The 20,687-nt window shown below is 68.2% G+C and carries 20 protein-coding genes and 2 pseudogenes; 2 read left to right on the forward strand and 20 right to left on the reverse strand.

Translation table 11 applies throughout. From position 1 onward, the window contains the following. Nucleotides 1-123 precede the first annotated feature (123 nt). The 11 genes from AC1RRR_RS15530 to tet all read right to left on the reverse strand — a co-directional run bounded on the left by AC1RRR_RS15530 (nucleotide 124) and on the right by tet (nucleotide 10,181). Nucleotides 124-1,101, reverse strand: coding sequence for an NADPH:quinone oxidoreductase family protein (locus tag AC1RRR_RS15530; RefSeq protein WP_492814416.1), 978 nt, complete (start codon nucleotides 1,099-1,101; stop codon nucleotides 124-126). 162 nt (nucleotides 1,102-1,263) lie between these two features. Continuing rightward, nucleotides 1,264-2,310 carry an alpha/beta hydrolase gene (locus AC1RRR_RS15535; protein ID WP_492814418.1) on the reverse strand — a complete coding sequence of 349 codons (1,047 nt, stop codon included), beginning with the start codon at nucleotides 2,308-2,310 and terminating at the stop codon, nucleotides 1,264-1,266. A 38-nt stretch (nucleotides 2,311-2,348) separates the two neighbouring features. Next, entirely contained in the window at nucleotides 2,349-2,984 is a 636-nt protein-coding gene (locus AC1RRR_RS15540; RefSeq protein WP_492814420.1) for a TetR/AcrR family transcriptional regulator, read from the reverse strand. 52 nt (nucleotides 2,985-3,036) lie between these two features. After that, complete coding sequence (locus AC1RRR_RS15545; protein ID WP_492814422.1) at nucleotides 3,037-4,461, reverse strand: flavin-containing monooxygenase; 1,425 nt, start codon at nucleotides 4,459-4,461, stop codon at nucleotides 3,037-3,039. Nucleotides 4,462-4,559: 98 nt separating this feature from the next. Then, on the reverse strand, nucleotides 4,560-4,808 hold the full coding sequence (locus AC1RRR_RS15550; RefSeq protein WP_492814424.1) for a DUF2164 domain-containing protein: 249 nt from the start codon (nucleotides 4,806-4,808) through the stop codon (nucleotides 4,560-4,562). Nucleotides 4,809-4,919: 111 nt separating this feature from the next. Beyond that, nucleotides 4,920-6,302: a flavin-containing monooxygenase gene (locus tag AC1RRR_RS15555; RefSeq protein WP_492814426.1), complete on the reverse strand. Its 1,383-nt coding sequence runs from the start codon at nucleotides 6,300-6,302 to the stop codon at nucleotides 4,920-4,922. A gap of 117 nt (nucleotides 6,303-6,419) precedes the next feature. After that, nucleotides 6,420-6,566, reverse strand: coding sequence for a hypothetical protein (locus AC1RRR_RS15560; RefSeq protein WP_492814428.1), 147 nt, complete (start codon nucleotides 6,564-6,566; stop codon nucleotides 6,420-6,422). 52 nt (nucleotides 6,567-6,618) lie between these two features. After that, on the reverse strand, nucleotides 6,619-6,930 hold the full coding sequence (locus AC1RRR_RS15565) for a hypothetical protein (RefSeq protein ID WP_492814430.1): 312 nt from the start codon (nucleotides 6,928-6,930) through the stop codon (nucleotides 6,619-6,621). 63 nt (nucleotides 6,931-6,993) lie between these two features. Continuing rightward, a complete protein-coding gene (locus AC1RRR_RS15570) occupies nucleotides 6,994-7,311 on the reverse strand; it encodes a hypothetical protein (protein ID WP_492814431.1) in 318 nt (105 codons plus the stop codon). A 177-nt stretch (nucleotides 7,312-7,488) separates the two neighbouring features. Further along, entirely contained in the window at nucleotides 7,489-8,940 is a 1,452-nt protein-coding gene (locus tag AC1RRR_RS15575) for a carotenoid oxygenase family protein (RefSeq protein ID WP_492814433.1), read from the reverse strand. Nucleotides 8,941-8,975: 35 nt separating this feature from the next. Then, a complete protein-coding gene (gene tet / locus AC1RRR_RS15580) occupies nucleotides 8,976-10,181 on the reverse strand; it encodes a Tet(A)/Tet(B)/Tet(C) family tetracycline efflux MFS transporter (RefSeq protein ID WP_492814435.1) in 1,206 nt (401 codons plus the stop codon). A 69-nt stretch (nucleotides 10,182-10,250) separates the two neighbouring features. Here tet and tetR point away from each other — a divergent pair, with 69 nt between their 5' ends. Then, a complete protein-coding gene (gene tetR / locus AC1RRR_RS15585; protein WP_492814437.1) occupies nucleotides 10,251-10,865 on the forward strand; it encodes a tetracycline resistance transcriptional repressor TetR in 615 nt (204 codons plus the stop codon). Nucleotides 10,866-10,872: 7 nt separating this feature from the next. Here tetR and AC1RRR_RS15590 read toward each other — a convergent pair. Continuing rightward, a pseudogene (locus AC1RRR_RS15590) lies at nucleotides 10,873-11,002 on the reverse strand (hypothetical protein); the annotation flags it as partial. Further along, nucleotides 10,999-12,321 (reverse strand): PQQ-dependent sugar dehydrogenase, encoded by a 1,323-nt coding sequence (locus AC1RRR_RS15595; RefSeq protein ID WP_492814439.1) that lies wholly within the window; start codon nucleotides 12,319-12,321, stop codon nucleotides 10,999-11,001. The pseudogene AC1RRR_RS15590 and the gene AC1RRR_RS15595, both read right to left, overlap by 4 nt. A gap of 74 nt (nucleotides 12,322-12,395) precedes the next feature. On the opposite strand from AC1RRR_RS15595, the gene AC1RRR_RS15600 reads away from it, so the two are divergent. After that, a complete protein-coding gene (locus AC1RRR_RS15600) occupies nucleotides 12,396-13,076 on the forward strand; it encodes an arylesterase (RefSeq protein ID WP_492814441.1) in 681 nt (226 codons plus the stop codon). 120 nt (nucleotides 13,077-13,196) lie between these two features. Here AC1RRR_RS15600 and AC1RRR_RS15605 read toward each other — a convergent pair whose 3' ends face one another. The 7 genes and pseudogenes from AC1RRR_RS15605 to AC1RRR_RS15635 all read right to left on the reverse strand — a co-directional run. Beyond that, entirely contained in the window at nucleotides 13,197-16,277 is a 3,081-nt protein-coding gene (locus AC1RRR_RS15605; protein WP_492814443.1) for an efflux RND transporter permease subunit, read from the reverse strand. A 10-nt stretch (nucleotides 16,278-16,287) separates the two neighbouring features. Further along, complete coding sequence (locus AC1RRR_RS15610; protein WP_492814445.1) at nucleotides 16,288-17,340, reverse strand: efflux RND transporter periplasmic adaptor subunit; 1,053 nt, start codon at nucleotides 17,338-17,340, stop codon at nucleotides 16,288-16,290. 270 nt (nucleotides 17,341-17,610) lie between these two features. Beyond that, nucleotides 17,611-18,783: an acetyl-CoA C-acetyltransferase gene (locus tag AC1RRR_RS15615; RefSeq protein WP_492814447.1), complete on the reverse strand. Its 1,173-nt coding sequence runs from the start codon at nucleotides 18,781-18,783 to the stop codon at nucleotides 17,611-17,613. A gap of 67 nt (nucleotides 18,784-18,850) precedes the next feature. Beyond that, nucleotides 18,851-19,312 carry a hypothetical protein gene (locus AC1RRR_RS15620; protein ID WP_492814449.1) on the reverse strand — a complete coding sequence of 154 codons (462 nt, stop codon included), beginning with the start codon at nucleotides 19,310-19,312 and terminating at the stop codon, nucleotides 18,851-18,853. Between the two features lie 53 nt (nucleotides 19,313-19,365). Then, a complete protein-coding gene (locus AC1RRR_RS15625; RefSeq protein ID WP_492814451.1) occupies nucleotides 19,366-19,737 on the reverse strand; it encodes a hypothetical protein in 372 nt (123 codons plus the stop codon). Between the two features lie 190 nt (nucleotides 19,738-19,927). Then, nucleotides 19,928-20,278, reverse strand: a complete 351-nt coding sequence (locus tag AC1RRR_RS15630) for a hypothetical protein (protein ID WP_492814453.1) — start codon at nucleotides 20,276-20,278, stop codon at nucleotides 19,928-19,930. 208 nt (nucleotides 20,279-20,486) lie between these two features. Continuing rightward, nucleotides 20,487-20,636 (reverse strand): annotated as a pseudogene (locus AC1RRR_RS15635) (helix-turn-helix domain-containing protein); the annotation flags it as partial. Nucleotides 20,637-20,687: the final 51 nt, after the last annotated feature.

A 20,687-nucleotide genomic window follows, 5' to 3' on the forward strand; every position in this document is an offset into this window, starting at 1 on the left:
ACCCCAATCCGACTATCCCCGCGAAAGCGGGGATCCAAGCCGAGCTTGATCGGTCCTCCGCGCTTCCCGTCCGACACTGCTTGGATCCCCGCTTTCGCGGGGATGGTCGGGGGAGGGGGAGGTTCAGGGAACAATCACCGCCTTGCCCACCACCTTGCGTCCGGCCAGCAGCTCGAAGGCTTCCCGCCAGCGATCCAGCGGTAGCTCGGCGTGGACGTGGGGCCTTATGACGCCCTCGTCGGCCATTTTCCAGATCGCCTCGCCGTTCTCGCGGCCTTTGTCCGGGAATTGCCGGCCGTACTCGCCCGCTCGCACGCCCATGACCGAGAAGCCCTTGATCAGCAGCATGTTGACCGAGACCGTCGGGATCCGCCCCGAGGTGAAGCCGATCACCAGCAACCGCCCGTCAAAGGCGATGCAGCGGACGCTCTCGTCGAACACGTCGCCGCCCACGGGGTCGTAGATCACGTCGGCCCCGTGGCTGCCGGTGATCTCTTTCACGCGCTCGCGGAAGCCGCTGGTGACGTTGACGGTGGCGTCAGGGGCGTACAGCGCCTGGACCTGCGCCAGCTTCTCGTCAGAGGCGGACGCCGCGATCACCCGCGCGCCCAGCGCCTTGGCCAGATCCACCGCCGCCAGGCCCACCCCGCCGGCCGCGCCGTGGACCAGCACCCACTCGCCTGGCTCGAGCCGCGCGCGACGGACCAGGGCGACATAGGCGGTGAGATAGGCCGCGCCATAGGCGGCCGCTTCGGCGAAGGACAGCCGCGCGGGCTTGGGCTTCAGGGCGTCGGCCGACAGCACGGCATATTCCGCGAACCCACCCAGCCGCGCTCCGCCGACCACGGCGTTGCCGATATTCAGGCTGGTGACGCCTTCGCCCAGCGCCGCGACCTCGCCGGCGATGTCCAGGCCCGGCGTGAAGGGCAGGGGCGGTTTGAACTGGTACTCGCCGCGCGTCATCAGCAGGTCGGGGAAGTTGACGCTGGCGGCGCGGATGCGGACCAGGACTTCGCCGGGGCCAGGAGCGGGCGTCGGGACGTCACGGATGGCGCAGCCGGCGAAGTCCGGGGCCAGATCCTCGACAACGAGGGCGCGCATCGTTGTCATGCTCCCTACCCCCTTTGATGGGGGAAGGGTTGGGGATGGGGGTGACAGCGTTTCAGGATGTGGCTCGACCGCGCGCAATCGTCCGGCGGTGTCACCCCCATCCCCGCCCTTCCCCCATCAAAGGGGGAAGGGAGACGGTAAGCGCGCATCGGCCTAGACCTTCGCCTTCTCGAACGTCTCCCGCACCAGCCCCGCGATCTCGCGACACGCCCCGTCCGCCGCCGGGATCGCGCCCGTGAACGCCGTGAACCCGTGCGCCAGGCTGTCGTAGCAGCGGTACAGCACCGGCACGCCGGCGCCCTGCAGGCGCTTGGCGTAGGCCTCGCCCTGGTCGACCAGGGGATCGAAGCCGGCGGTGGCGATGATCGCGGGCGCCAAACCAGCCAAATCCAAGGTCTTGTCCGGCGACAGGCGCGGGTCGGCCGGGTCGGCGTCGGCGCTCATATAGTGGCCCATGAACCAGTCCATGGTCGCGCGGGTCAGCGGATAGGCGTCGGCATAGGTGGTCATGGACGCGGTCTCGCTGGCCACGTCCACGGCGGGGTAGATCAGGATCTGGGCGGCCGGCTGCGGCTCGCCCTTCCTCTGCATCTCCTGGGCGATGATGGCCGCGAAATTGCCGCCCATGCTGTCGCCGCCGATGGCCGGCGGGACCGCCGCCGCGCCGAAGCGCGTCGCGTTGTCCCGCGCCCAGCGATAGGCGGCCAGCACGTCCTCCAGCCCGGCCGGGAACTTGTGGTCCGGGGCCAGGCGGTAGTCGACCGAGATCACCGCCGTGCGCACGATGCGCGCCAGGATCGAACAGAAGGCGTGGCAGGTCTCCAGGTCCCCGATCACCCCGCCGCCCATGTGGGCATAGACGATCAGGGGCGCGGTCGAGTCCTGGTTCTCCGGCCGATAGGCGCGGGCCGGGATTGCCCCGTTCGGCCCTTCGATCGACAGGCTCTCGGTGCGCACGCCGGGCTCCAGCGGACCCTGCACGGCGGCCAGGCCCTTGGCGCTGCCGGCCACGGCCTCGGCGGGCGACACGCTGCTCATCGGCGGCATCTTCTTGGCCGCGTGGGCGAAGAACTGGAAGCGGGGGTCCAGGGTGCGGCCGCCCTTATAGACGACCCCGCCGCCCGACATGGCCCGCAGGACCGGGCTGGGCAGCGACAGGATCAGCTTCAGGATGGTCTTCTGGGCGGCGTCCGAGGCCATGATACTAACTCCCCACTCTTTGTTGTTTTCTTTGGTTCTTACAGTCTTGGCAGGGCCGGCAGCCCGCCCAGGATCAGCTTGACGGCGAAGTCCGCCGCGCCCTCCGTATCGACGGGGCGCCGCTCCAGCATCTTGTCGCCGATCTCGCGGGCCACCGCGATGCAGGCCGTGGTCAGGTAATCGAGGTCGACCGGCGGGGCGTGGGTGTGTTCCAGCACGCGGGCGAAGGCCTCACGCACCTCGTCGAACACGGCGGTGACCTCCGGCGTCGGACGGGCGTGCGGGATCTGCTCGCCCGGCGGCCGGTTGATCCGCCAGGCCTCCTGCTCGGTGGCCACGAAGTTGAAATAGGCCAGGATCGCCCCGCGCACGAAGCTCTCGAAGTCGGTGGCCTTCTCGGACTGTTCGCGCAGCAGCGGCCGGAAGCGGCGGGCGCCGTCATCGGCCAGGGCGTCGAACACCTCCTCCTTGGACTTGTAGTAGTTGTAGAAGGTGCCCGAGGCCAAACCCGTGCGGCGGATGATGTCGCGCACCGTGGCGGCGTCATAGCCCAGCTCGCCGAACACCTCGCGCGCGGCGTCCAGGATCGCCTGGCGATTGGCGGTCTTGGTGCGTTCCCGCTTTCCCGGCCGCTGGTCGACATGGGGTTTCGGGAAGTAGGCGATATTCGACATGGACCGCGACTCGAAGGCGGAGCGTTCGTGACGCCCCGTCACGATCACAGCCTTACTCTGCGGCAACACGCAAGACCTTCGCTGCCCGCGGTTGAATCGGCAGTTTGTTACCGGCCGCCTTCGCCCGCTTGATCCCGCGCTTCAGCTCCTTGCGCAGGTCGTAGGCGTACTCCCCGCAATTGATCTGGATCGTGTGCCGGGCCGAGGCGACATAGTGCGACTTCACCGCCTGGTGCATGGCGTCGCGCTCCTGGGCCATGGTCGCCGCGTCAGGCATCGCGTAGCGGCCGGTCAGGTAGGCGGCGATCAGTTTCGACTGCTCCTCGGCGATCGGCATCATGGCGCACAGCGGCTGGACCAGGGCGACCATGAACAGGTTGTCGAAGCGCGGATCGACCATGCGCTTCCACAGGGCGATGTCGTTGTCGGGCGCGTCGATGACCAGGCTGTCGAAGAACGGGAAGGTGATCTTGTAGCCGGTGCACCAGATGACCGCGTCGGCCTCGACGCTGGTCCCGTCCTTGAAGAACACTTGGCGGCCGTCGAACCGCTCGATGTCGGGTTTGATGGCCACGTCGCCCGAACCGATCCGGTTATAGAGCTCGTGGCTGATGGCCGGGTGTGACGCCCCGAAGTCGTGGTCGGGCTTGGGCAGGCCGTGGTCCTCGGGCCGGCCGTGCACGGCGGCGATCTTCTTCTCGATGGCCTTGGCGACCATCTTGCCGGGCAGCAGGCGCGCCATCAGCGGCGGGTCCTGGCTGGGGTGGTTGTTGAAGAAATCCAGCACGTCCGAGCCGAAATAGCGCGGCACCACCCAGTAGCCGCGCCGAACCGACAGATAGACCCCGTCGGTGTTCTCGCGCCGGCCCAGCTCGCAGGCCAGGTCCAGCGCCGAGTTGCCGAAGCCGACGATGACCACCTTCTTGCCGCGCAGGTCGTGGGGCGTGGCCGGGTCGATATAGTAGTGGCTGTGCATCTCCAGCCCGGTGAACTGGCCTGGCGGCTTGGGCTCGGGCCAGCGCGGGTCCCAGTGGTGGCCGTTGGCGACGCACAGGGCGTCGTAGAGCCGCTTCTCGCCGGTCTCCAGGGTGACTTCCCACAGGCCGTCGTCGCGACGCTTGGCCCAGGTCACCGCGCACTGGAAGGTGATCCGGTCGCGGAAGCCGAAGTGGTCGACGTAAGTGTCGAAGTACTTCGCGATGTGGCTGTGGTGCGGATAGTCCGGATAGTCGGCCGGCATCGGAAAGTCCGAATAGGCCATCTTGTCCCGGCTGGTGTTGATGTGCAGCGAGCGATAGGCGCTGCTCATGCCGTTGCGGTTCTGGAACACCCAGTTGCCGCCGACCCGGTCCGAGGCCTCGAAGCAGTCGAACGGGATGCCCGCTTCGGCCAGCTGCTTGCAGGTCGCGATCCCCGAGCTGCCCGCGCCGATGACGCAGACCCGTGGCAAGGCGAAGGCGGCGGAGCCGTCGGTCATCAAGCTTCCTCCCGTCGCCCGGTTGAGGAGGGCGACTTATCGTTGTTCAGGAAGCATGCGCCGCTGGCGGTGGGCGTCAATGTTTACGCGAGGGGAAGTCAGGTCTTGATCGGCTGCTCGATCTCGTAGACCGCCTCCAGCACCGCCTCGAACTTGGTCCGGAACAGCTCCTGGGCGTCCTGGAGGCCCTGGTTGTAGTAGTGCGGACCCAGGGTCTCGCTGACGAAGTCCAGCAGGAACTCGGCGTCGAAGCCCTTAACCTCCAGATCCAGCTCGGTCCGCAGATAGTCGGACAGAGCGCCGGCCAGCTGGGTGCGGGTGGCCTTGTCGAAGGTGATCTTGGGCATTGTTCCGTCCTGTCATCCCGGACAAGCGCGAAGCGCGCCGATCCGGGACCGCCGGAAGCTCCGAGCCTGTGGCGGTCCCGGCTCTTCGCTACGCTACGGCCGGGATGACAATCAACTTGCGAGCAGTGGCTCCATCTTGATTTCCGCCAGCGCCGCCACCGGCAGCTTGCCGCCCGCAGCTTTCGCCCGCGCCTCGCCCTTGGCGATCTCCTTCTTGAGATCCGCGCAGGAGACGTTGAAGTCCACCTGGATGGTGTGGCGGGCCGAGTCATAGAACTGCCCCGTGTGGCGCTCCTCGTCCTTGGCCGTGATCCGAACCATCTCCGCCTCGCTCGGCAGCGCGTACTTCCCGGCCAGGTACCCCGCCGCCAGCTTGGCCTGCTGCTCGGCGAAGTTCACCAGGGTCGGCAGCGGCTGGGCCAGGCCCATGAAGAACAGGTTGGCCACCCCCGGCTTCATCATCCGCTTGAACAGCGGCAGGCGGTGGTCGGCGTCGGGCAGCAGGGCCGGGTCGTCGAAGAACGGGAAGCTGATCTTGTACCCCGTCGCGAAGACGATCGCGTCGACCGCCTCGACCGTGTCGTCGGCGAAGCGCACGCGCTTGCCCTCCAGCGCCTTGATCGCCGGTTTGAACTTGATGTCGCCGCAGCCGGCGCGGGTCAGGAACTCGCCCGAGACCGACGGGTGGGCCTCCAGCGGCTCGTGGTCGGGCTTGGGCAGGCCGTAGTCTTCCATCTTGCCGATGGTCTTCTTGATCACCGAGCGGGCCAGCTTCAGCCCCAGCGCCTTGGGCATCCAGGCCGGCATGGCGCTCTTATCGGCCGGCTTGCCGTTCAGATATTTCGGGAACACCCAGACCCCGCGCCGGGCCGAGACCCACAGGTTTTTCGCGATCGGCCGCTGCGAAAGCTCGCTGGCGATGTCCATGGCCGAGTTGCCCATGCCGACCACCACGACGTTCTTGCCGCGCATGTCGACCGGATCGAACGGGTCGCTATAGGCGTGGGCGTGGAAGGCCGGGCCGTCGAACTCGCCGGGATATTCCGGAACGCGCGGGTCCCAGTGGTGGCCGTTGCAGACGAACAGCACGTCGTAGAGCCGCGTCTCGCCGGTCGACAGCGTCACCGACCACAGGCCCTCGTCGGTGCGGCGGGCGGTCTCGACGCGGGTGTTGAAGGTGATCGTCGGACGCAGGCCGAAGTGGTCGACATAGTCCTTGAAGTACTGGAACAGCTGCGCGTGGTGCGGGAAGTCGGGCCAGTCCTTCGGCACGGGGAAGTCCTCGAAGGCCAGCCGCCACTTGCTGGTGTCGATATGCAGGCTCTCGTAGCAGGCCGACATGCCGTTGGGGTTCTTGAAGTACCAGTTGCCCCCGACCTCGTCGGACATCTCGAAGCAGTCGTAGGGGACGCCGTAGTCCTTCAGGCGCTTGATCGTGGTGAAGCCGCTGCAGCCCGCGCCGATGACGCACGCCTTAGGGAGCCTGGTCGTCATCGCGCCCTCCTGACTTATCGTTGTTCAGGACTGTATCGGCGTTATGCGAACCGGCAAGCGGCCCTTGGGGAAGCGGAAAAGCGCCCGCCCCGCGAAGGGCGAGCGCTCCGGCCTGGCCTAGCAGCAGGGGCCGCCGTTGCAGCACGCCGCGCCCAGGGCGCAGCAGGCTTCGACGGCCTTGTGGACGGCTTCCGGCGCGGCGGCGTAGGCGGCCGTGGCGGAGGCGAGCAGCGTCAGGGCCGCGATCGAGAAGATGCGTTTCATGTTTGAGATTCCGATTTTCAGGTTGATGTGAGTGGTCCTGGAAATGCGGGTCTCAACGGGGCGGGGGCGACTCCGGCTGGATGTCGCGGCCGATCAGGCGCGGCAGGGCGCCGGGTTCCGGAGGGGCGGCGTCCAGGACGACCGGCTCGGCCAGGGTCTCGGCGGGCGCCGGAATGGCGGTGCAGGCCACCGCGCAGGCTTGCGGACACATCGACTTGTCGAGGTCGCGGCAGGGAGCGTCCGGGCAGCAGTCCATCGGCATGGCCATGGCCGGCGCGGGGAACGGCGCGGCCACTAGCATCACCGCTGCCAGCAGGGACAGCAGTCTGGCCAGGAAGCGCGGACGGATCGCCGGGGCGGTCATGGCGTCACGATAGCCGCGTGGACCCCGGCGGCAAGCTTGGGCGGCTACTTAGGGGGCTCGGCCTTAGCGGAAGCGCGGCGCGACATAGGTCGCCTTACACGAGGCGGCGCACTGGGCGTAGAGGCTGCCGCAGCTTCCGTCGTCGCCGTCGACGCCGCAGAAATAGAGCTGCTTGGCGCACGAGGCCCGGCACTGCCCGGCGTCGCCGCCGGGGCGCTGCGAGGCCAGCGGGATCATCGGCGGCAGGACGTAGTTCTGGGTGTCCGGCAGCACCTGCGAGGCCATGGCCACCGGCTTGGGCTTGGCCACGACCTTGGCGGCCGGCCCGGCGAGGGCCGGGGTGGCGATCAGGAGCAGCAGGGCGAGCAGCGGGCGGCGCATGGGAGGATCATGCGCACAACACGGTAAAGGGCCGATTAACCATGTTTCCCCTTCTCCCCCTGCGGGAGAAGGTGTCGGCGAAGCCGACGGATGAGGGGTTGAAAGGCCTGTCCGGATAGCGGAGCGCGACCCCTCACCCGGCCCTTCGGGCCACCCTCTCCCGCAAGGGGAGAGGGGCTAGGCCTTCAGCATCTCCCGCCCCGCCCACACCGAGTGCGTCCCGCTGCTGAGCTTGTGCGGCAGGGCCACGCGACACACGATCTGGAAGCTCTTCGCATCCACGATCGCGCACTCCGAGGTCCCCCGGTTCTCATCGATCAAGAAACTCACCAGATAGCCGTCGTCCTCGGACGTCGCCCCAACCTTCGGCGCGAACGGGGCCTCACTCGCATAGACGCCCTCGGGCAGCTGGATCTCCCAGCTCTCCCCCGTCTCCAGGTCGTGCTTCACGAAGCCGTTGAACAGGAACCAGCCCGGCTTGCTCGTGGTCGAGTACGCATACCGATACGGCTTGCCGGCGTATTTCTGGTTGAACATGCCGAACTCCAGCACCCGGTCGTCCAGATGCCGTTCGGTCGTCTCGCCGGTCGCCAGGTTGAAGCGCCAGCGGTGCAGTTTCGAACGGAAGCTGTGCTCGTCCAGATAGGCCATCAGGTGGTTGTGGCCGTCGGGCGCGGTCTCCAGCGGGCGCGGGATCGGGTTCTCCTGGAAGTAGCCGTCCAGCACCACCTCGTCGCCATCCTCATACGCATTGAGCCAATGCAAGACGTAGGTCGGCGCAGCCTCGAACCAGCGCGGCTCGCCGCCCTCGCGCGGCACCAAAGCAAAGCGCGATGGCAGGCCCTTGTGCAGGCGCACGGCGTGGATGCCCTTGGCCATCAGGTCCTGGTCCCAGAACACCGGCAGGTCGTTGAGGATCGCGTATTTGGACGAGAAGGTCATGTCGTGCGGCAGGCGCGGGCCGGGCAGGGGCACGCCCTGGTAGACGGTGCGCTTGCCGCCTGCGTCCACGACGCCGTAGTGCATGTAGGGCCAGGTCTTGGAGTAGTTGAAGAACATCAGCTGGCCCGTGGCCTCGTCGACCTTGGGGTGGGCCGAGACGCCTTCCAGCGGGGCCCAGGCCGCGACGCCCAGGTTCTCCAGCGTCAGGGGATCCAGCCGATAGGCCTCGCCGCACTGGTAGAAGGTGGCGATGGCCTCGCCATTGTGGACGACGATGTCGGTGCTGGCGGTGTCCTTCAGCGAGCCGTGGGCGCCGAAGCCGGGGAGCTTGGAGGTCCCCGGGCCATCCATCAGCCCGCCCCACAGGCCCTCGCCGGCTTCCTGCTCGGCCTCGAAACACCGTGTACGGATGAAGCGGTTGCGGTAGGTCGCTTCACCGCCCTTGAACTCGATCGCGTGCACCATGCCGTCGCCGTCGAACGGGTGGTAGCGACCGACGGGATCGTGCACCGGGTTCTCGGTGTTGCGCAGATAGACGCCGTCCAGGTCGGCCGGAATGGCGCCCTCCAGCACCTCCAGGTCCCAGGCGTTGACCTCCTCGTGCAGCGGCGTCCAGGCGCCGGTCATGTACGGGTGGTTGGTCGGCGACAGCGAGGTCCGCACCTTGGGCAGGCGATCAACTTTCATGGGCTTCCTCCGCTTTGGGAGGAACCCTGACCCAGTCAGTCCTGTTGTGCAAGTTTCCCTTGAGGCCTGCTCATCAGGATCGGCAGGCACAGCAGGCCCAGCCCCGCGGCGACCGCCCAGACCAGGCCGGGGAACACCCCGCGACTGGCGAAATAGACCTGGGCGATGACCACCGGGCCGATCACCGAGGCGAGGCTCGCCAGGCTGGCCATCACGCCCTGCAGTCGCCCTTGCTGGTCCTCGCCGACCTGGGCCGACAAGAGCGAGGCGATCGCCGCGTGGCCGATGCCGCCCAGGCAGAAGAACGGCAGCAGCGCGAACGCCATCCAGCCCTTGTTGGCCAAAGCGATGGCCCCATAGGCGAAGGCGTCGCAGACGATGGCGATGGCCAGGGTCTTGCGCTCGCCGAACCGTTCGGCGACCGGGCCGGCCACGAAGGCCTGGGCCAGGGCGGTGAAGACGCCGAAACCGGCCAGCGAGAAGCCGACGGTCCACGGATCCCAGGCGAACTTGTCCTCGCCGTACAGCACCCAGATGGTGCCGCCGACCTCGCCGACGATGGCCAGCAGGACGAAGGCGGCCATCAGCGGCAGCAGGGCCGGGAAGGCCGTGGTCCAGCGCAGCGAGGCGAACGGGTTGAAGGCCGCGCGGTCGATCACGCCGCCGCGCTTCTCATGCGACTCCGGCAGCACCAAGACGGCCAGCAGGAAGTTCAGGGCGTTCAGCGCCGCCGCCGCCAGGAACGGTGCGCGGGTCCAGACCTCCCCTAAGAACCCGCCCATCACCGGCCCCAGGATGAAGCCCACCCCGAACATGGCGCTGAACAGGCCAAAGCGGCGGGTGCGCTGCGCCTCGGGGGTGATATCGGCGATATAGGCCTGGGCCACGGCCATGTTGGCCCCGGTGACCCCGGCGATGGCGCGGCCGACGAACAGCCACCACAGCGACGGGGCAAGGGCCATGAACACATAGTCGATCGCCGCCCCGGCCAGCGAGACCAGCAGCACCGGCCGGCGGCCGACCTTGTCGCTGATCGCGCCCAGCACCGGGGCGCACAGGAACTGCATCAGGGCGTACAAGCCCAGGAATGCCCCGAACCGCCAGCCCAGGTCGCCGGTATGGCCGACCTCGCGCAGCAGGCGAGGGATGATCGGCATGACCAGGCCGATGCCGACCGCGTCCAGGGCGACGGTGGTCAGGATCAGGCCGAAGGCGGCTTTCGAGCGGTCAAACTTTATCATCGATAAATTCCTTTATCGGCGATAAAGTTCATATCGGCCGCGAGGTCAAGATGATTCAGATCGGGATATATGAAGGTCGACCGCCAACGCATCCTGGACACCGCCCTGGAGCTCCTGAACGAGGTCGGCATCGACGCCCTGTCGACACGCGCCATCGCCCAGCGCCTGGGCGTGCAGCAGCCGGCCCTGTACTGGCACTTCAAGAACAAGCAGGCCCTGCTGGACGCCATCAACGGCGAGATCCTGGCGCGGGCCTCGGACGCGCGCACGCCGCGGCCGGACGAGACCTGGCAGGACTTCCTGCGCCGCAACGCCAGGAGCTTCCGCGCCGCGCTGCTGTCCTATCGCGACGGCGCGCGGGTCCATGCCGGCACCGAGGCCGCGCCCGACGACTTGGACCATGTCGAGGTCCAGATCCGGTGTCTGACGGCGGCGGGGTTCTCGCCCGGCGAGGCGCTGCAGCTGTTCGTGGCGATCAGCCGCTACGTCGTCGGCTGCGTGCTGGAGGAGCAGGCCTCGCCCATCACCGGCTCGGCCGAGCAGGCGCGGCTGGATGAGGCGGCTCGGGCCTATCCGGCGCTGGCGGAGGCGATCGCGTTTTATCGCCGGAGCGACCACGCGGGGCTGTTCGAGCGCGGGCTGGAGCTGATCGTGAAGGGCGCGGAGGCGGAGTTGAGAGGCTAGTGCGTGATCCTCGTCCTTCGACAAGCTCAGGATGAGGATCAAGGTTGGCGCAGCAAGAGGATCTAGGTGAGGGCGGTTCAGTAAGAAACCTCATCCTGAGCTTGTCGAAGGACGAGGTTTCGGTCCCGCCGAGCTATTTACTGACCCGCCACACCACGTTCCCCACGTCATCCGCGACCAGCAGCGCCCCGGCGCCGTCCACCGTCACGCCGACCGGCCGGCCTTGCGCCTTGCCCTCAGCATCCAGGAACCCGGTCAGGAAGTCCTCCACCCCGCCAGCCGGCTTGCCCCCGGCGAACGGCACGAAGATCACCTTGTACCCCGCCTGGGGCTTGCGATTCCAAGACCCGTGCTGGCCGATGAACACCCCGTCCTTGTAGTGGGCCGGGAAGCTGGCGCCCGTATAGAAGGTCAGGCCCAGCGAGGCGGTGTGGGCGCCCAGGGCGTAGTCGGGGACCATGGCGCGCTCGACCATGTCTGGACGGCGGTCGGCGTCCTTGACCCGCTTGTCGACGTGACGGCCGAACCAGCTGTAGGGCCAGCCGTAGAAGCCGCCCTCATGCACCGAGGTCATGTAGTCGGGCACCAGGTCGTTGCCCAGTTCGTCGCGCTCGTTGACCGTGGTCCACAGCTGCCCGCCGACCGGGTTCCAGCCCATGCCGTTGGGATTGCGCAGGCCGCTGGCGAACAGGCGCTTGCTGCCGGTGGCCAGGTCGACTTCCAGGATGGCGGCGCGGTCGACCTCGTTGGCCATGCCGTTCTCGCCGACATTGCTGTTGGAGCCGACCGTGGCGAACAGCTTGGAGCCGTCCGGGCTGGCGATGATGTTCTTGGTCCAGTGGTGGTTGATCGGCCCGCCCGGCAGGTCGGCGACCTTGCGCGGCGCGGCGGTGATGCTGGTGGCGCCCGCCACATAGGGGAAGGCGACGATGGCGTCGGCATTGGCGACGTACAAAGTGTCGCCGACCAGGGCCATGCCGAACGGCGAATAGAGGCCGGTCAGGAAAGGCGTCTTCACCTCGGCCACGCCGTCGTGGTCGGCGTCGCGCAGCAGGGTGATGCGGTTGGCGCTGGGCACGCCGGCCCCGGCCTTCTTCATCAGCTTGGCCTCGAAGAAGCCCTTGATCCCCTTGTTCGGCTCCTTCTTGGGCGGCGCATTGCTTTCGGCGACCAGCACGTCGCCATTGGGCAGGACGAGCAGCCAGCGCGGATGGTCCAGGCCCGTGGCGAACGGCTGCACGCGGAAGCCGGCGGGGGCGCGAGGCGTGACGCCCGCCGGCCAGCCGACCACCTCGGACACCTTCACGGTCGGGATCAAGGTGCGGGTCGGCTCGGGCAGGGCGGGGTTAGGCCCGTAGCCGACCGTGCTGTTCTGCTGGCTGTTGCTTTGACCGCAGGCGGCGACCGCCGCGACGGCGCCGCCGACAATCAAGATTTCGCGAACTCGGCGATGCATCGGCGGTTCTCCCTTCACCCTGCGTTCAACGCGGATGGACTTTAGTGTGTTCTGGAGATTGATACGGTTCGACCATGGTTAAGTTCCAGTCCCGCGTTTTTGATCGTCGCAGCCTGCTTGGCAGCCTTGTGGCTGTGGCCTTGCCGGGCGGCGCCTTAGCGGCCTCGCGCAAGAAGGCCGCGCCCAAGCCGCCGCCCCCTCCGCCGCCGCCGCCCCTGGTGACGGTGCTGGGCGACTCGATCACGGCCGGGTTGGGCTTGAAGAGCGACATGGCCATGCCCGCGCGGCTGCAGGCGGCGCTGGATCGGATGAGCATCAAGTCGCGGGTGCAGGGCTTCGGCGTCCTGGGCGACACCAGCGCCAACGGCCTGGCCCGCGTCGACCGCGTGCCGCCCGAGACGACGGTGTGCGTGATCGCCCTGGGCGGCAACGACCTGTTGCTGGGCCTGGACCCCTCGATGACCAAGGCCAACCTGCGGGCCATCATCCAGCACCTGAAGAACCGTGGCGTCCGCGTCGTGCTGGCGGGCGTGACCGCGCCGGCCCTGCTGGGCGTGGCCTATGCCCGGCGCTTCACGGCGCTCTATCCGGAGCTGGCCAAGGAGCAGGGGGTGTTCTACGCGCCGGACTTCTTCACCGGCGTGATCGGGGTCTCGCGCTACATGCAGCGGGACGGGATCCATCCCAATGCCGAGGGCGCGCGGATCATCGCCGACCGGCTGGCGCCGGTGGTGGCTCAGGCGCTGAAGGCGTAGATGCTCCCCCGCGTTGCGGGGGAGCTGTCACGAAGTGACTGAGGGGGCTAATGCGGCCCAAGCCGAGCTGGCCCCCTCCGGCCCTCTGGGCCACCTCCCCCGCATCGCGGGGGAGGATCTTTATTCGACGATCGGCTTCTTCGCCGCCACGTGGTGCTGGCCGCCGAAGATGCGGTGCATCAGCTTGCCCGTCCGCACCGTCAGGCCGTCCATCAGGATGAACACCACCGGGATGTAGAGCAGCGACAGCAGGGTCGAGGTGATCAGGCCGCCGATGACCGCGATGGCCATGGGGGCGCGGAACTCGACCTCGGCGCCCAGGCCGATGGCGGTGGGCAGCATGCCCGCGCCCATGGCCACGGTGGTCATCAGGATCGGCCGCGCCCGCTTGTGGGCGGCGTCCATGATGGCCGTGCGCTTGTCCATGCCCTGTTCCTTCATGGCCATGATCGCGTACTCGACCAGCAGGATCGAGTTCTTGGCCGCGATGCCCATCAGCATCAGGATCCCGATCAGGGTCGAGATCGAGAAGCTGGACTTGGCCAGCACCAGCAGGCCGAAGGCGCCGCCGATGGCCAGCGGCAGGGCCACCATGATGGTGATCGGGTGGGCGAAGCTGCGGAACAGCAGCACCAGCACGACGTACATCAGGAGGATGCCGGTGATCAGCGCGCCCAGGAAGCCGGTGACCATCTCCTGGATGAACTCGGCGTCGCCGGCGGCCACTTCCTTGACGCCCGTGGGCAATTTCTTGACCGAGGGCAGGGCGTGGACGCGCTTGGCCGCCTCGCCGACGACGATGCCGTCCAGCTCGGCGGTGATGGTGGCCACGCGCGAGCGGTCGCGGCGGTCGATCTGCGAGGGACCGGCGCCGAAACGCACGTCGGCGACCGCGTTCAGTGGCACGGGACCGTTGGCCGACGGCACCTGCAGGGTCTGCAGCACGGCGATGTCGCCGCGAGCGTCGTCGTTCAGGCGCAGGCGGATCGGCACCTGGCGGTCGCCCAGATTGTACTTGGGCAGGTTCTGGTCGACGTCGCCGATGGTGGCCACGCGCACGGCCTGGCTGATCGCCCCGGCCGAGACGCCGGCGCGGGCGGCCTGGTCGGGCTTGGGCGTGACGACGATCTCGGGACGGGCGATCGAGGCGGTGTTGACCACGTGGGCCAGGCCGGGGACCGAGCGCATCTCGGCCTCGACCTTGCGGGCGGCCGCTTCCAGGGCCGGGCCGTTGTCGCTGACCAGGCTCAGGGTGTAGCCACTGCCGTCCGAAGGACCGCCGCCGTTGTTGCCGCCCACGCCGATCCGCGCGCCGGGGATGGCGGCGAACTGGTCGACCATCTGGCGGCTGAACACCTTCTGGCTGATCCGCTGGCTCTTGTCGGTCAGGTCGGCGGTCACCGAGCCCTTGTTGACCGCATTGTTGCTGCCGACCGAGCTGTAGACGCTGACAACCTCGGTGCGGGCGCGCAGTTCGCGGGTCACGCGCTGCACCACCGCGTCGGTCTCGTCCAGGGTGGCGCCCGGCGGCAGCTCGACCGAGAACTGAGCCCGGCCGCGGTCGGCCTGGGGCTGGAACTCGAACGGCAGGCGGGTGGCCAGGAAGATCGAGATGATGAACATCGGGATGCCCATCAAGAGGACCTTCCAGCGATTGTTCAGGCCCCAGCTCAGGCTCTTCAGATAGGGACCCATCCACGGCGGGTCCTTGTCCTCGTGCTTGACGTCGGCCTTGAGCATGTAGGCGCCCATCAGCGGCGTCAGCAGGCGGGCGACCACCAGCGAGAACAGCACCGAGACGCAGGCCGCCAGCGCAAAGGCCTTGAAGAACTGGCCGACGATGCCGGGCATGAAGCCGACCGGCGCGAACACCGCCACGATGGTGAAGGTGGTGGCCACGACGGCCAGGCCGATCTCGTCCGCCGCCTCCATGGCCGCCGCATAGGGGCTTTTGCCCCCGCGCATGTGGCGGACCATGTTCTCGATCTCGACGATGGCGTCGTCCACGAGGATGCCGACGGTCAGCGACAGGGCCAGCAGGGTGATGCCGTTCAGCGACTGGCCCATCGGCGCCAGCACCGCGAAGGTCGGGATCAGCGACATCGGGATGGCCACGGCCGACAGGAAGGTGGCGCGCCAGTCGCGCAGGAACAGCAGCACCACCAGCACGGCCAGGATGGCGCCGATGATCAGCGCCTCCATCGAAGCGATGTAGCTCTCCTCGATATATTTCACGTTCGAGGTGATCTCTTCGATCTGGACCTCGGGGTGTTCTTTGTCGAGCTTCTCGACGGCCTTGCGGACCTTCTCGGCGGTCTGCACTTCCGAGGCGCCGCGCGAGCGGATCATCGAGAAGGTCACGACCTCCTGGCCATCATAACGGGCGCGCGAGCGGGGCTCGGCCCAGTGGTCGGTGACATTGCCCAGGTCGGCCAGGCGCACGGTCTCGCCGCCCGCGACGGGGACGCGGGTCTCGCGCAGCTGCTCGACCGAGCCGGCCGCGCCCAGGGTGCGGATGGCGCGCTCGGCGCCCGAGATGGTCACCCGGCCGCCGGGCAGGTCGGCGTTGGACGAGACCAGGGCCTGGCTGACGGCGGCGGCGGTGACGCCGCGCGCGGCCAGGCGGTCGGGGGCGAGGGCGACCTCGATCTCGCGGCTGACGCCGCCCCGGCGGTTGACCTCGCCGATGCCGCGGATGGCCAGCAGGGTGCGGGACACGTCGTTATCGACGAACCAGCTGCGCTGCTCGGGCGTCAGGGTCGGGGCCTTGACCACATAGGTGATCAGGTCATCGCCCGAGATGTCGACGCGGGTGACGGTCGGCTCCTGCATGTCCTGGGGCAGGCTGCCCCGCAGGTTGGACATGGCGTTGCGCACGTCGTTGGTGACGCGCTCGTGGTCGACGCCCAGCTCGAACTCGATGACCGTGGTCGAGGCGCCGTCGACGACGGTGGAGTTGGTGTGGCGCACCTGGCCCAGGCCGGCGATCGAGTCCTCGATCAGGCGGGTGACTTGGGTCTCAAGCTCGCTGGGCGCGGCGCCGGGGCGTACGGCCGTGACGACGACGATCGGCAGGTCGACGTCGGGATTGTTGTTGATCCGCATGCTGTTGAAGCTGGCCACGCCGTAGACGCACAGCAGGACGAACAGCAGGATGACGGGGATCGGGTTCTTGATCGCCCAGGATGAGATGTTGCGCATCGGCCGGTCCTCAGCGCGCCGACTTGGCGGCGCTGATGCGCACCAGGTCGCCTTCGCCCAGGAAGCCGGCGCCGTCGACCACCACGCTGTCGCCGGCGGTCAGGCCGGTGGCGGCGACGCGGTCACCGGTGTTGGTCAGGACGACGATGCGGCGGAAGTGGACCTTCTTGGCGGCGTCGACCACGAACACGCCGGGACGGTTCTCGCGGTACAGCACAGCGGCCGAGGGCACGACCAGGGCGGGCTGGTCGCCGGCGTCGATCGTGGCGCGGGCGAACATCCCCGGACGGAAGCCGCCCATCGACGACAGGGCGACGCGGGCCGTGCCGATGCGGGTCTGGGCGTTGACCTCGGAGGTGACGATGCGGACGCGGCCGGTCGCCTCGCCCAGCTTCTCGGAATAGATCTTGGCCGGCATGCCGGCCTTCACGGCCGCCAGGTCGGTCTCGGGAATGTCGGCGTCCAGCTCCAGGCGGCCGTCGCGGACGATGCGGAAGAGTTCCGAACCGGCCGAAACGATCTGGCCCTTGGTGACGCTGCGGCGGCTGATCAGTCCGCCGACGGGGGCGCGGATCGAGGTCTGGGCCACGCGGGCGGCGGTCTCGCCTCGGCCGGCTTCGGCGGCGGCCAGGTTGGCGGCGCTGGTGCCTTGACGGGCGGTGGCGGTGTCGAGGCCGGCTTGGCTCAGATAGCCCTTGGCGTTCAGCTCGCGGGCGCGGTTCAAGGCGGCGCTGGCCTCGGCCAGGGTGGCCTTGGCGCTGGCGACGTTCGCATCTTGCTGGCGCAGCTGGGCGCTGATCAGCGCGCTGTTCAGCTGGACCAGCACCTGGCCGGCCTGGACGACCTGGCCTTCCTCGGCATTGACCGAGACGGCCGTCAGGCCGCCGGTCTCGGCGCCGACCGGCACCTCTTCCCAGGGCGAGATCGTGCCGGTGGCGTTGATCTGGCGGGCGATCGGCTGGCTGGTCACCGTGACGACGCTGACGGTGGCCGAGGCGGAGGGCGACGCCTTCTCCTTCTTGGCCTTCTTGTCGCCGCAGCCTGACAGAGCGATCGCGCTCACGCCCAGGACCAAGACCAGCGCGCTCAAAGTCGGGCGGCGCCCATTGATCCGGTAAAGCACGATTATCCCCAGCGACAGTTAGAGCCCGACGGCCTTCTAGCCGACAAACCCCGGGTCGCTGAGTTAATTTGCCGTAAGACGATAAAATCCAGATCCTCCCCCCGTGGGGGAGGCGGCCGAAGGCCGGAGGGGGAACAGCGGGTTATCCGGTTACTTCCCCCTCCGTCGGCTTCGCCGACACCTCCCCCGCTAGGGGGAGGATCCTGGCCTCTAAAGCCGCTCCACGATCGTCACGTTGGCCAATCCCCCGCCCTCGCACATCGTCTGCAGCCCGTACCGCGCGCCGCGGTCCTGCATCGCATGCACCAGGGTCGTCATCAGCTTCGCCCCCGACCCACCCAGCGGATGGCCCAAGGCGATGGCGCCGCCGTTGACGTTCAGCTTGTCCGGATCGCCGCCCGTCACCTTCAGCCACGCCGTCGGCACCGAGGCGAAGGCTTCGTTGACTTCGTAGAGATCGATGTCGCCGATCTTCAGGCCGGCCCGGTCCAGGGCCTTCAGGGTGGCGGGGATCGGGGCCTCCAGCATGATCACCGGGTCGTGGCCGATCACGGTCATGCTGTGGATCCGCGCCAAGGGCTTGACGCCCAAGGCCTTCAACCCCCGTTCATTGACGATCATCACGCCGGCCGCGCCGTCGCAGATCTGGCTGGAGGTGGCGGCGGTGATGCGGCCGTCCTCGGCCAGCAGCTTCACCGCGCCGATCGACTCCAGGGTGGCGTCCCAGCGGATGCCTTCGTCGGCGTCGTGGCGGGCCGCGGTGCCGTCCTCCAGCGTCACGTCGATCGGCACGATCTCGGCGGCGAACTTGCCGCCCTTGGTGGCGGCCATGGCCCGCTGGTGGCTCTTCAGCGCGTAGGCGTCGAGTTCGGCCCGCGACAGGTCGTACTTCTTAGCCAGCATCTCGGCGCCGGTGAACTGGCTGAACTGGATGCCGGGATAACGATCCTCGATGCGCGGGCTCTTGTAGGTGCCGAAACCGTTCTTGTAGGGCAGCTGCGACGACAGCCCCATCGGCACGCGGCTCATGCTCTCGACGCCGGCGGCGATGACGATGTCCATGGCGCCGGACATCACGGTGGCGGCGGCGAAGTGGATGGCTTGCTGCGACGAGCCGCATTGGCGGTCGACCGAGGTGCCGGGCACGCTCTCGGGCAGGCTGGAGGCGAGGATGGCGTTGCGGGCGATGTTCAGGCCCTGCTCGCCGACCTGGCCCACGCAGCCCATGATCACGTCCTCGATCAGGGCCGGATCGGCGCCGGTGCGCGCGACCAGAGCGTCCAGGATGGCGCCGCCCAGATCGGCCGGATGCCAGCCCGAGACCTTGCCGCCCTTGCGCCCGCCGGCCGTCCGCGCGGCCGCCACGATATAGGCTTCACCCATGAGTTCTCTCCCTGTCGTTGACGGGAGTGAAACAGGCGTTCGAAGGGCTGTCAGCCGTGACGCGGCGTCAGGTCGTGCGCCGCTCGCGCGGGGGTCGGCCCAGGGCGCCCAGCAACAGGGCGATCATGACCAGGTAGCTGAACACCGAGCTGGCGATGAAGTACGACCAGGCCCAGATCTTGGCGTCGGCGATGACGGCCACGTGCAGCACGACGTTCATGGCCTGGAACCCGCAGGCCCACAGCGGCCACCAGCGGTTGGACTTGAGCGCGACATAGAGCAGGGCGGCAAACAGGCCCGCATCGACGATCATCACGCCCTCCTGCACGCCGAAGCGCTGCAGGCCGTTCTGCACCAGGGGGGTGGCGAACCAGGCGATGATCATCGCCAGGGCCCCGGAGCGCTCGGGCCAGTCGCCGCGCCACAGCGCCATGGTCGCCGTGACGACCAGCGCGATCAGGCTCGCCCATTGATAGAGGAAGTGCAGGAACATCGCGGGCAGCTTGCCGGGCGCGAGGCTCGAAAGCAACGGCCCTCCGGCGACGCCGGAGGGCCGAGAACCGATCTTTCGATCGACGAACTTTAGGCGGCGTTGCGGTTGTCGGCCGCCAGGGTGAACACGCCCGTCGGCACGCCGGGCTTGTCTTCCGGACCTTGCTTGTAGCCGCCGTCGCCGAACGACACCGCCGCCAGGCCCATGTCGCGCTGGGCGGTGGTCAGGTGGCGGTGGGTGGTGACGATGCCTTCGCGGGCCGCGCCCAGCGCGCCCATGGTCTGGATCGTGGTCATCAGGGCTTCCTGGCCGATCATGGCCGAGAGGTTGGCCTGCTGGCGCTGCTCGGGGATCAGGCCCGCCAGGGCGGCGGTGCTGGCGATGGCGGCGTCGATCGCGCGCTCGGCGGCGAACAGGGCTTCGGCGACGGTTTCGGCGGCCAGGCGACGTTGCTTGAGCATAGCTTCTCTCCTCGCGCCGGAAGGGTCCGTCGGCGCGTCATGGATTGTTCGATTGTCGGGAGGCTTGAGCCCGAGGGCGGGCTTTAGTGCGCGAGGCCTTCGAGGGCGTGGAGCCCCGCCAGGATCGAGCCGAACGCAAAGGCGGTCACGATCATCACGGCGACGATGAAGGCCAGTCGGAGCGGGACGCTCAGCTCATTGGGCCGTCCTCCTCCAAGTCCTGAGACGAGGAGTCGGAGTCCGTCAGGAACGTCTCGTCCATCACCGCGCTGGCGATACACAGGATCTCGCGCATCACCAGCTCGTTCGGCTTGAACGAAGCCTGCTTGCGCGTAGCCGCCACCAGGTCCGGCACCATGGACGCCGCGGTCGGGGTGGCCGCCAGGTTCATGAGCTGGCGCTCGAGCTCGCTCCACGTGAGCGGGGGCAAGAGCTCGGCCGAATTCAGCCTCGGCCACGTGTCCTGGAAGCTCGAGACTTCCCGACGCAGGTGAGCGGCTCGGCCGATCGCGTCCTTCTGATGGGGGGTCAACTCGTTCACTGGGAACTCCTTCCTCAATGCGGTCAGCTGACCGTGAGGAAGGAGGTTCGCCTAGCCGGGCCGCGTCGGACCCTGACGCGATCGGAGGGGGGGTATCAGTCGTCGGAGGGGGGGCGCCCCGATCCCCATTTGGCCGGTCGAAAACCCGCCGGGCCGCGTCGTAGCGGTCCGCCGCGCCCAGGCGCTTGCGGGCCTTGTCCAGGTGCCAGTCGACAGTGTGCTTGGAGAGGCCTAGCTCGCGGGCGATCTCCTTGGAGCTCATGTGACGATCGACGAGTCGAAGGCACTCGCGCTCACGCTCGGTGAGGCGGTCGAGACCTATGGCCTCGTCAGACAGGGTAGGGTCGCCCTTATCCATCGCGCAGAACCTTATGCGAACGCGCGCCTTCGACAAGCCGTCGGAACATTA

This window comes from Caulobacter sp. GW821-FHT12D05, from assembly GCF_058807295.1.

Bases quoted from the DNA above. Each gene is read 5' to 3' on its own strand.
- tetR (WP_492814437.1), top strand. From the start codon at position 10,251: ATGAAGGTCGACCGCCAACGCATCCTGGACACCGCCCTGGAGCTCCTG.
- AC1RRR_RS15565 (WP_492814430.1), bottom strand. From the start codon at position 6,930: ATGACCGCCCCGGCGATCCGTCCGCGCTTCCTGGCCAGACTGCTGTCC.
- AC1RRR_RS15570 (WP_492814431.1), bottom strand. From the start codon at position 7,311: ATGCGCCGCCCGCTGCTCGCCCTGCTGCTCCTGATCGCCACCCCGGCC.
- AC1RRR_RS15605 (WP_492814443.1), bottom strand. From the start codon at position 16,277: ATGCGCAACATCTCATCCTGGGCGATCAAGAACCCGATCCCCGTCATC.
- AC1RRR_RS15575 (WP_492814433.1), bottom strand. From the start codon at position 8,940: ATGAAAGTTGATCGCCTGCCCAAGGTGCGGACCTCGCTGTCGCCGACC.
- AC1RRR_RS15535 (WP_492814418.1), bottom strand. From the start codon at position 2,310: ATGGCCTCGGACGCCGCCCAGAAGACCATCCTGAAGCTGATCCTGTCG.
- AC1RRR_RS15550 (WP_492814424.1), bottom strand. From the start codon at position 4,808: ATGCCCAAGATCACCTTCGACAAGGCCACCCGCACCCAGCTGGCCGGC.
- AC1RRR_RS15625 (WP_492814451.1), bottom strand. From the start codon at position 19,737: ATGCTCAAGCAACGTCGCCTGGCCGCCGAAACCGTCGCCGAAGCCCTG.
- AC1RRR_RS15560 (WP_492814428.1), bottom strand. From the start codon at position 6,566: ATGAAACGCATCTTCTCGATCGCGGCCCTGACGCTGCTCGCCTCCGCC.
- AC1RRR_RS15615 (WP_492814447.1), bottom strand. From the start codon at position 18,783: ATGGGTGAAGCCTATATCGTGGCGGCCGCGCGGACGGCCGGCGGGCGC.
- AC1RRR_RS15555 (WP_492814426.1), bottom strand. From the start codon at position 6,302: ATGACGACCAGGCTCCCTAAGGCGTGCGTCATCGGCGCGGGCTGCAGC.
- tet (WP_492814435.1), bottom strand. From the start codon at position 10,181: ATGATAAAGTTTGACCGCTCGAAAGCCGCCTTCGGCCTGATCCTGACC.
- AC1RRR_RS15600 (WP_492814441.1), top strand. From the start codon at position 12,396: ATGGTTAAGTTCCAGTCCCGCGTTTTTGATCGTCGCAGCCTGCTTGGC.
- AC1RRR_RS15595 (WP_492814439.1), bottom strand. From the start codon at position 12,321: ATGCATCGCCGAGTTCGCGAAATCTTGATTGTCGGCGGCGCCGTCGCG.
- AC1RRR_RS15540 (WP_492814420.1), bottom strand. From the start codon at position 2,984: ATGTCGAATATCGCCTACTTCCCGAAACCCCATGTCGACCAGCGGCCG.
- AC1RRR_RS15530 (WP_492814416.1), bottom strand. From the start codon at position 1,101: ATGCGCGCCCTCGTTGTCGAGGATCTGGCCCCGGACTTCGCCGGCTGC.
- AC1RRR_RS15545 (WP_492814422.1), bottom strand. From the start codon at position 4,461: ATGACCGACGGCTCCGCCGCCTTCGCCTTGCCACGGGTCTGCGTCATC.